The sequence below is a fragment of the Leucobacter sp. 7(1) genome (genome assembly GCF_900163635.1).
Classification (GTDB): domain Bacteria; phylum Actinomycetota; class Actinomycetes; order Actinomycetales; family Microbacteriaceae; genus Leucobacter.
Genome location: NZ_FUID01000047.1, coordinates 18,803 through 28,016, shown reverse-complemented (window position 1 = coordinate 28,016; position 9,214 = coordinate 18,803). Strand labels below are relative to the sequence as shown.

Genomic DNA, 9,214 nt, shown 5'->3' with positions numbered 1-9,214 from the left:
TCTGACCAGTCTCCCTGCCCGGACCCCCGGGCAACAGGACGACTCACACAACCACCGGACCTACCGAACGGGGTCAGCCCAACACCATGGGAGTGGTGGTGAAGGATTTCAACGTCGACACCGTGACATCCGAGGACATCGACCGTCTGAAGCAGTCGATCTACCGAGACAAGGTGGCCGTACTCAGGAATCAGGGCGACATCACCCCCGAGCAGTTCGTGAAGCTCGGCCACATGTTCGGCGAGCTCGTCAGCTATCACGAGCCGATGTACCACCACCCCGACTTTGAGGAGATCTTCGTCTCCTCAAACATCCCCGAAGACGGCAAGCAGATCGGCGTGCCGAAGACGGGGAAGTTCTGGCATGCCGACTACCAGTTCATGCCGCAGCCGTTCGCTTTCACGATCTTCTCCCCGAAGGTACTGCCGCCGAAGAACCGTGGGACGTTCTTCATTAACATGGCGAAAGCGTATGAGGCGCTCCCCCAGGAGCTGAAGGATGCCGCGGCAGGCACCACGTCTTCGCATAGTGTGCGGAAATTCTTCAAGATCCGTCCCGACGACGTGTACCGCCCGCTGGGTGAGATCATCCGCGAAGTGGAGGAGCACACCCCCGCGGTGACCTTCCCGACTGTTATGGAGCATCCCGTCACAGGTGAGAAGATTCTCTTCATCAGCGAGGGTTTCACTGTCGAGCTTCATGGCAGTGACGACCCTGACCTACTTGACAAGCTATTCGATGCTACCGGGCAGCTGGATCAGGAGTTCGCGCACCCGAACATTTACCAGCACGCCTACGAGCCCGGCGACATCGTGATCTGGGACAACCGCACCCTGATCCATCGTGCGCTGCACACGACCACTCCGGCCGCGACGGTGTCACACCGGGTCACCGCACTCGATGGTCTGCCGCTCTACGCTCGCGCACTGTGACCACCGGGTTCTCGACGGGGCGGCTCGATGACCGCGAACCCGTGTTCCATCGTGCGGTGAATCCGTACCGGGCCAAGGGATGCATCTATCTCACTAGCGCGGAGGTGACCCGCTCCGACGAGGGGCAGGTCGCCTCCCATGGCCAGTTCCAGATCGGCGAGTCTTGCTACATCGACGACACCGGCCACTTCAACGCGGCGGAGTTCGTGATCTGCTACAACCAGCTCATGTACACGACCCTCGCGGTCGCAGTGCAGCATTCACTTCTGCCCGCGTTTTCGCACTGGACACTCGACGACTACTGGGCACGTCAGCTCCCCGACGTTCTCATCCACAAGCTCTCCAGCAGCTATCAGCGACCGATCGACGCGCGAGGACTCCGTGCAGAGTTCACGATTACGAACCTCAGCACCCGTGCGCTCTCGCGTGGCATGCTCACCCTCGACACGACCGTCCGTTTCGAGGACGACCACGGGGGCCGCGCGAAAGGCGAGGTTGCGCTCGCGCTCGTCAACGCTCCGGCAGCAGGTGACCAGCATGACCCCTGAGGCCGCCGTCAGCGTCATCGTCCCGTCGCTGGATGAAGCGCAGAACCTTGAGGAAGTGCTCCCAGAGATTCCGTCGCAATACGAACTCATCATCGTGGAAGGGGCGAGGTTTCACCGCACAACCGAACTCGTCCGCTCACTCAGGCCCGACGCCCGTGTCATCGAGCAAACCCGTTATGGCAAAGGCAACGCGGTAGCGTGCGGCTTCGCAGCCGCCACCGGAGACATCATCGTCATGTTCGACGCGGACGGCTCCGCTGACCCCGCGGAGATCACACGCTTCGTCCAAGCGATTAGTGACGGCGCTATGTTCGCGAAAGGCACCCCGTCACGGGGAGGGGGAAGTGACGACATCACTCACCTCCGCAACGCCGGCAACGTAGGGTTGACGCTGCTGACAAACCTGATGTTCGGCGTGCGTTACACCGACCTCTGCTACGGATACAACGCCCTTAACCGCGATCTGCTCCCGCTCCTCGACCTCCCCGACACTGAACCTGTCGGCGGGGCACCCCAGTGGGGCGATGGGTTCGAGATCGAAACCCTCATCAATGTCCGCGCCGCGCTCGCCGGTGTCCCGATCACCGAGGTTCCGAGCCATGAACGCTCCCGTATTCACGGTGTCAGCAACCTCAACGCTTGGCGCGATGGGAAGCGAGTGCTTGCCACATTGATCCGTGAGCGGCGCACCGCGAAAGAACGCCTGATCGCAGTAGACCCGATGCATCAAGCGGACACCCCGCTGTCGGTTCGCGGTCAGTTTCCCCTCTCGTAGTTCCATGCGCCTCGAGATCGTCATCTGCACATACACCGAGCACCGCAGCCACCTGCTGGAGGCCTGCGTAGCCTCCGCTATCAAGGAACTCCCTGAGGCAGGCAGGATCACCATCGTTGTCGATCACGCGGTCGCACATGCGCAGGCACTTGGCAAACGCTACCGCCACACTCCACAGGTGCGCCTGATGGAGAACACGAGGCAGCGCGGGCTTTCCGGCGCGAGGAACACGGCGATCGCGGCCAGCACCGCTGAGGTCCTGCTCTTCGTAGACGACGACGCCATCCTGCAAGAGGGCTGGTTCGAGGCGCTCGCTTCCCGGTTCGAAGACCCCAACGCTGCAATCATCGCCGGTGCTGTGCTCCCAGATTGGGAGAGTGCAACTGGCGCCCCACGGTGGTTCCCGCCCGAGTTCGGCTGGGTAGTCGGCTGCGATTACACCGGTATGGCCGCGAGTGGGTCAGAAGTTCGCAACCCGATCGGAGCTTGTATGGCGATACGCCGGGAGGTGTTCGCTGGCATCGGGCTCTTCGCTGAAGGGCTCGGCCGGATCGGCTCCCACCCCGTCGGCGGTGAGGAAACAGACTTGGGTATCCGGCTTCGTCGCCAGATGCCGGATGCTCGGATCATCCGAGATGCGGGCATCACGGTGAGCCACTTCGTCCCCCAGGCGCGAGCACGCGTCTCCTACATGCTGCGCCGCTGCTTCTGGGAAGGCCGCTCCAAAGCGCTGCTCCAAGCCCGTGATTCCGGTCCGCGAAGCCTGGGAGCCGAACGAACGCACGTCCTCACCACGGTCAGACGCGCGGTTCTCGCGGACGTGCGGAGCATGGTCGGTGGTGACCGCTCAGCGTTCCCCCGGAACCTCGTGCGCCTGGCCGCCGTCTGTGCGGCAGGAGCAGGGTTCGCGACCTCGCGGCGGCAGCATCGACGTCAGGCGCTCCTTGAGGGGAGCCCGCATCTCGGGGTTGATGTCACCGTGTGCATCGCGACCCTGGGTCGTAGTCGCGCCCTGGCTGAAACGGTCCGGGCGATCCTGACCCACACGCTGGCCGCAGTCGAGGTGCTCGTCGTCGATAACGATCCTCGCTCCGGCCGGGTTCACTCCGCCCTCGAAGGACTCCATGACCCCCGCTTGCGGATCGTGACCGAGCCCCGCAAGGGACTCTCGCTCGCAAGAAACCGGGGCATCTCCGCGGCCCGGGGTCGCGTTGTCGCGTTCACTGACGATGATGCACACCCGCAACCCGGGTGGATCGACGCGCTCCTGTCGGCCTTTTCAGATCCGGTCGTGGGCGGTGTCACCGGCCGGGTGATACCGATGTCGACTGCCACCGATGAGGAACGCTGGTTCGAGGAGGCGATCGGATTCGACAAGGGAGAGACGCGCAACGAATGGGGACGCGGCAACATTGCCGCCTCAGGATGGCAACGGGGTCGACGGGGTCCGGTGTATCCGATTGCTGCGGGCGAATTCGGATCTGGCAACAACATGGCTTTTCCTCGCGCGTTCCTCGTCGAGCAGCACGGTTTCGCTGAAACCCTCGGAGCGGGATCGCTCACACGTGGGGGCGAAGACCTTGACGTGTTCCGAAGGGTGATCCTCGCAGGCAGGGTATTGCGCTACGAACCAGCTGCCCTGGTAAAGCATCAGCACCGGGATACGTTGCCGGCGCTGCGCACGCAGCTGTTCGGGTACGGCACCGGCATGGCCGCGAACGTGACGCGCCTCGCCGCGACCTCTCCGCGCCATATCGTGGCAGTGCTTCGCTCGTTGCCAGCCGGCCTTAGGATGCTGCTCGCCAAGGATTCGGCGAAGAACAGCCAGCGGCCTGGCGATTATCCGCATGCCCTGGTGTGGATCGAACGACTCGGGTACGTTGCCGGCCCCGTGTTGTATCTGCTCGAAGCGGTTCGGACAGGGCTCGGGTGACTCGCCCCGGCGTGTCCGGAGACAGGATTCCTTGGAAGGATCTGTCTCATGGGACGTCCCAGTAAGTACCCGCGTGAGCTTCGTGAGCGCGCTGTCCGTATGGTCGCCGAGGTGCGATCCGACTATCCGAGCGAGTATCAGGCGATGAGCGCGGTGGCGCAGATGCTCGGTGTGGGATCGCCCGAGACGATCCGCACCTGGATTCGCCGCCAGCAAGTCGATGCCGGCGACCGGCCTGGCGTCACGACCGACGCAGCGGTGGAGATCAAGCGCCTAAAGCGTGAGAACGCCGAGCTTCGTCGTGCGAACGAGATCTTGAAGGCAGCATCAGCTTTCTTCGCGGCCGAACTCGACCGGCCACACAAGAGATAGTCGTCTTCATCGACGAGCACAGGGAGCGCGCCGACGGCGGGCTGCGATGGGGTGTCGAGTCGATCTGCACGGTGCTGACCCAGCATGGCGTGAAGATCGCCCCATCGACGTACTACGACGCCAGAGGGCGCGGCCAGTCGCCTCGGGCGGTGTCGGATGAGCGGTGGAAGCCGATCATCCTGGCCACGTGGCAGGAGCAACGCAAGGTCCTCGGCGCGCGCAAGCTGTGGCTTCGGTTGCGCCGCAACGGGCACGACATCGCCCGCTGCACGGTCGAACGTCTCATGCGGGAGTTGGGGATCGCTGGCGTGGTTCGCGGCAGACGCAAGCGTCCGGTCGATACGGAGCCGAGGCAGACCAGACCTGCCGACCTCGTTGACCGCCACTTCGCACGGCTGCGCACGAACCAGCTGTGGGTCGCGGACTTCACGTACGTGTGGACGTGGTCCGGATGGGTGTACGTCGCGTTCGTGTTCGACGCGCATTCCCGACGCATCCTGGGATGGCGGGCCGCGACGAGCATGACGACGCCGCTGGTGCTGGACTGTCTCGACATGGCGCTATGGGCGCGCCGACGTGAAGGCGTCACCGCGTTCACCGGACTGACGCACCACACGGATGCGGGCAGCGTCTACACGTCGATCGCGTTCACCGACCGGCTCATCGACGAAGGCATCGACCCGTCCGTCGGGTCCGTCGGCGACGCGTACGACAACTCCCTCGCGGAGTCGCAGATCGGCCTGTACAAGTCCGAGCTGATCCACCACGAAGGGCCCTGGCGCGACGTCGACCAAGTCGAGGCCGCCACTGCCTCCTGGGTGCTGTGGTTCAACACCGAACGCACCCACGGCTCCATCGACGACCTCACGCCCCTCGAGGTCGAACAACTCGACTACGCTCGCAACGAACCGGTCGAACAAGCCGGCTGACACCAGCAAAACACTCTCCAGACACGCCGGGGCGAGTCACTTCAATTCAGTGCTCATGACGTGATTCATCTTCCCGTCCGACCGAAGCCGAACCGATCACGCCGAACCCCTCACACACAAACTTTCCGACAGACCCAGCGCCTCCTGCTCCGTCCAGCTGGCAGCGCGTCTTAGCGCAGGGCGAAGTCGACGACGTCGACGCGCGCGTCGTCGGGCATAGCCGGGTAGTGCTGGCGGAGACCGTGGATGTACCCCTCGACGGTACCGCCGTCATCCAGGCGCAGTGTCTCGGGAGTCAGCTCGTCTAGGTGGTAGTTGTTGACCGCCAGGACTTCGCCTCTGAGCGGCGGTCGGCCGTCGTCTTCGAAGTAGAGAATTACGGGTCCGGTGGGCAGGAGTTCGTCCCAGCGTACGGATGAGGTCTTGGTGCCGGCCGCGACAGGTTCGTAGTGGCGCTTGTTGAATCGCAGGACGCGCTCGGCATTGGCGTCAGGGAAGAAGTATGTATGCGGCAGGAGCTTGGCGATCGGCAGCATTTGAGGACCAGTCTCGTCGGGAACGGCGACCAGCAGGTCGGGGTGAAGGTCGAGCATGACCTGGCGGCATCGGCCGCATGGCGGGATCAAGCCGCGGGAGCGATCGCCTGCGGCGGCCATCGCAACGAGAGGTCCGGCCTGTGCCGCCGCGGCGACGCCGAGCGCAACGAGTTCCGCACAGGGTCCGCCCGTGAAGTGATACACGTTGACGGAGGTGTGGATGTGCCCCTCAGTGTCCATTGCGGCGGCCGCGACTGTGTGGTTCGGGTCGTTTCCGAGCGCTTTTGCGAGCGCTTCCGCGGCCTCGATGACGCGCAGCTCAGAGCGCAGGGGTTCCATGGCTCAATCCTGGCAGACAGCGCCGCCATACCCCTCGGCCTCCTCCGCGACTGGGTCAACGAGAACGTGACCCGGAGCTGAGCTCCGAACCACGCCGGAGCTGGCCACTGCTCGGATGGCTCGGTCGCTACGCGGCGGGCGCCGGTGCTTCGGGTTCGTCGTTCTCCGGTCGCCACGGGTATTCCATCGCGCTGGCGACCCGGAGTGCCACGGTGCGCCCGTCAAATCGATCGACGAGGTGCAGTGCCATGTCGATGCCGGCCGACACTCCGGCGCTGGTGACGACCGAGCCGGAATCGACCCACCGAGCACCGGACCATACGGTGGCGTCCGTGAACTGCTCAGCGAGCTGCTTGCGAGCCATCCAGTGCGTGGTTACCTCGCGAGAGCCGAGGACACCGGCAGCGCCGAGGACGAAGGCACCCGTGCACACGGACGCCATGACACTTCCGGCCTCAGCCAAGCGGCGCACCTCGGCCACGTGATCCTCGTTGGCGGCCATGGCCTGCGTTCCCGGTCCTCCCGGGTAGATCAGAATGTCCGGGGTCTGGTCTCCCAATGGCCCATCGACACCGACCTTCAAACCCTTGAAGCACTCGACGCCCTGGCCGCCGACGCTGACCGAACGGACGCGGACGTCACGGTCACCGAGGTCCTGCCAGAATCGCAGCACCTCCCAGGGCCCGACGGCGTCCAACTCCTCGACGCCGGGGAAGAAGAACACTTCGACGGACAATGCACTGCGAATCTCACTGGCCATAGGCTCACTCTACATGTTGTAGAGAATAATCCTGCAAGTAGTCTGATGGGACTCTCTACATCACGTAGAGTTACCCCGTGAACAGATTATGGCATCGCGGACTCCCTCTCCTCGTCTCGGCACTCGTCCTCTCGGGCTGCGCCACGGCCACCGGCACGGAGGCGGCCCCGCAGTCGACGAGCGCCGGGGCCACCCCGCAGCCTCAGGCGGGACCCGCCTGCCCCGCGGACCCACTCCTCGATGGCGTCCCGCAGCGCGTGGTAACCATGGACGCCGGCGCTGCAGCCTTCATCGCGGCGCTGGGGTTCTCCGACAGGATTGTCGGTACGGCGGCTCCGGACTTCGTCACCGATTTCGAGGGAGACCTCCGCACGCAACTCGACGCGGTCCCGGTGCTCGACACGGGGACCGGCTCGGCCGAGGCGGTGATCGCCGCAGAACCCGATCTCGTCACCGGGATCTCGCAATACGAATTCGGCGGATTCGACGGAACGGCGACCGTCGACCAGCTCCGTGCCGCGGGCAGCGCGGCCCTCTCGGCGTGCCGCACCGAGCAGTCCGGGCCGGTGGAGGACATCGACGAGACGTACCGCTACATCACGGCGCTCGCGGACGCGTTCGACGTTCCCGAGCGCGGCGCTGCTCTCGTCGCTCGCATCCGTGAGGAGGTGAGCACGAACACTGCGCAGAGCGTCTCCGAGGACGTTCCGGTGCTGACGCTCTCGAGCGTCCCTGACGGAGGCGGCGGCGTCTCCACGGCCGGTGGGTCCAGTTTCGCGAACGGCATCATCACACTGGCGCACGGGACGAACATCGCCAGCGACCAACTGCAGGATTTCGCCTCGCTGTCGGCCGAAGCCGTCGCCGCCGCCGACCCGAAGGTGATCGTCGTGATCTCCGGGTTCTCCGCGGAGGACGATGTCGACCTGAAGGCCTCGATCGTTGCGAGTCCACTGCTGTCGTCGACGACCGCGGTGCACTCGGGGAACGTCGTGATCGTCCCGCAGCGACTGATGCTCTCGCCGAGCCTGCTCAACGCACAGGCCGTGAAGGTGGTGGCGGATGCCGTCGCACGAGCGGCCGACTAGCCCGGCCGGGACGGGACGTACCGGCGCCCTCCGCCGGCTTCCGTTCGGCGTGATCATCGTCGGACTCCTGCTGGCCCTCATCGCCGTGTCGGTGATGGGGGTCGGGCTCGGGGCTGTACGGGTAGATCCGGCGAGGACGCTGCAGGTGATCGGCGAGCGGCTGAGCGGTGGCGATCCATCCGGTCCGGATGCGTTCATCGTCTGGGAGTTGCGGGTTCCGCGCGTGCTGCAGGCAATCATCGTCGGGGCCGCGCTGGCCGTGGCGGGCGCCTGCGTTCAGGTGCTGGTCCTCAACCCCATCGCAGACCCCTACGTCCTCGGTCTGTCGTCCGGTGCGAGCGTCGGCGCGGTGCTGGTGGTCACCACCGTCGGCGTGGCCACGGCCGGAGGGTTGCTCCTTCCGGCCGCCGCGTTCCTCGGTGCAGCAGCCGCGGGTGCCGCCGTGGCCGCCACCGCCACCTCTCGACGGAGCTTGTCGGCTGGCTGCCTCGTGCTGTCCGGAGTCGCCATCGGACAGTTGCTCGGCGGTCTGGTGTCCTTCCTGCTCATTCGCGCCGGCGACTCCGACGCGACCCAGCAGGTGGTGTTCTGGCTCCTGGGCAGCCTGGCGGGGTCCCAGTGGCGACTCGTCGCCGTGGTCGCACCGGTCGTCACCGTGGCCATCGCCCTCAGCGTCGTGTGCGCGAGCCGGCTCGACCTGCTGAGTCTCGGCGACGCGCAGGCAGCCGCCTCCGGCCTCAGGCCTGGGCGGGCTCGGTTCGTCGTCTTTGCCCTCACCGCGCTGCTGACGGGAGCTGCGGTCGCCGTCTCCGGCACGATCGGATTCGTCGGCCTGATCGTCCTGTCCTGTCTCACTCGAGTTGGCTAAATCTCATTCGAGTTGACAGTCGTCTCATTCGACCTGGCACATCTCACTCGAGTTGGCACGACGCGGCGTGTCTACAGCGGACGGCATCTCACGCAGGCGTAGCTTTCCTTGCAAGTCGGGACCGCTCCACGGAA

Annotated in this window: 9 protein-coding genes; 7 read left to right on the top strand and 2 right to left on the bottom strand. The window is 65.2% G+C overall.

What is annotated here, in order from left to right; all coding sequences use genetic code 11:
* Window positions 1–98: 98 nt before the first annotated feature.
* From FM113_RS08945 to FM113_RS08925, 5 genes are all read left to right on the top strand, one after another.
* Window positions 99–932 (top strand): TauD/TfdA family dioxygenase, encoded by an 834-nt coding sequence (locus FM113_RS08945; RefSeq protein ID WP_254908936.1) that lies wholly within the window; start codon window positions 99–101, stop codon window positions 930–932.
* A complete protein-coding gene (locus FM113_RS08940; protein ID WP_159456872.1) occupies window positions 929–1,480 on the top strand; it encodes an FcoT family thioesterase in 552 nt (183 codons plus the stop codon). Before FM113_RS08945 ends, FM113_RS08940 begins: the two co-directional genes overlap by 4 nt.
* Window positions 1,470–2,255, top strand: coding sequence for a glycosyltransferase family 2 protein (locus tag FM113_RS08935; protein ID WP_086990889.1), 786 nt, complete (start codon window positions 1,470–1,472; stop codon window positions 2,253–2,255). The genes FM113_RS08940 and FM113_RS08935 overlap by 11 nt, the downstream gene beginning before the upstream one ends.
* A gap of 4 nt (window positions 2,256–2,259) precedes the next feature.
* Window positions 2,260–4,188: a glycosyltransferase gene (locus tag FM113_RS08930; protein WP_087013771.1), complete on the top strand. Its 1,929-nt coding sequence runs from the start codon at window positions 2,260–2,262 to the stop codon at window positions 4,186–4,188.
* 48 nt (window positions 4,189–4,236) lie between these two features.
* Window positions 4,237–5,489, top strand: a protein-coding gene (locus tag FM113_RS08925) for an IS3 family transposase (protein WP_087013768.1) whose coding sequence is annotated in 2 segments (ribosomal slippage) — window positions 4,237–4,519 and window positions 4,519–5,489 — 1,254 coding nt in all. Because the reading frame shifts where the segments join, the coding sequence is not laid out codon by codon here.
* Between the two features lie 170 nt (window positions 5,490–5,659).
* On the opposite strand, the gene FM113_RS08920 is transcribed toward FM113_RS08925, so the two are convergent.
* Window positions 5,660–6,364 (bottom strand): hypothetical protein, encoded by a 705-nt coding sequence (locus FM113_RS08920; protein ID WP_087013764.1) that lies wholly within the window; start codon window positions 6,362–6,364, stop codon window positions 5,660–5,662.
* A gap of 127 nt (window positions 6,365–6,491) precedes the next feature.
* Complete coding sequence (locus FM113_RS08915) at window positions 6,492–7,124, bottom strand: DJ-1/PfpI family protein (RefSeq protein WP_087013761.1); 633 nt, start codon at window positions 7,122–7,124, stop codon at window positions 6,492–6,494.
* A 77-nt stretch (window positions 7,125–7,201) separates the two neighbouring features.
* Between FM113_RS08915 and FM113_RS08910 the strand changes: the two genes are divergently transcribed.
* On the top strand, window positions 7,202–8,212 hold the full coding sequence (locus tag FM113_RS08910; RefSeq protein WP_254908935.1) for an ABC transporter substrate-binding protein: 1,011 nt from the start codon (window positions 7,202–7,204) through the stop codon (window positions 8,210–8,212).
* The gene (locus FM113_RS08905) at window positions 8,187–9,080 is read left to right on the top strand and encodes an iron ABC transporter permease (RefSeq protein ID WP_087013756.1); all 894 of its coding nucleotides are present in this window, start codon (window positions 8,187–8,189) and stop codon (window positions 9,078–9,080) included. Before FM113_RS08910 ends, FM113_RS08905 begins: the two co-directional genes overlap by 26 nt.
* Window positions 9,081–9,214: the final 134 nt, after the last annotated feature.

Coding starts and splice junctions, on each gene's coding strand:
- FM113_RS08935 (WP_086990889.1), top strand. CDS start 1,470: ATGACCCCTGAGGCCGCCGTCAGCGTCATCGTCCCGTCGCTGGATGAA.
- FM113_RS08930 (WP_087013771.1), top strand. CDS start 2,260: ATGCGCCTCGAGATCGTCATCTGCACATACACCGAGCACCGCAGCCAC.
- FM113_RS08920 (WP_087013764.1), bottom strand. CDS start 6,364: ATGGAACCCCTGCGCTCTGAGCTGCGCGTCATCGAGGCCGCGGAAGCG.
- FM113_RS08915 (WP_087013761.1), bottom strand. CDS start 7,124: ATGGCCAGTGAGATTCGCAGTGCATTGTCCGTCGAAGTGTTCTTCTTC.
- FM113_RS08905 (WP_087013756.1), top strand. CDS start 8,187: ATGCCGTCGCACGAGCGGCCGACTAGCCCGGCCGGGACGGGACGTACC.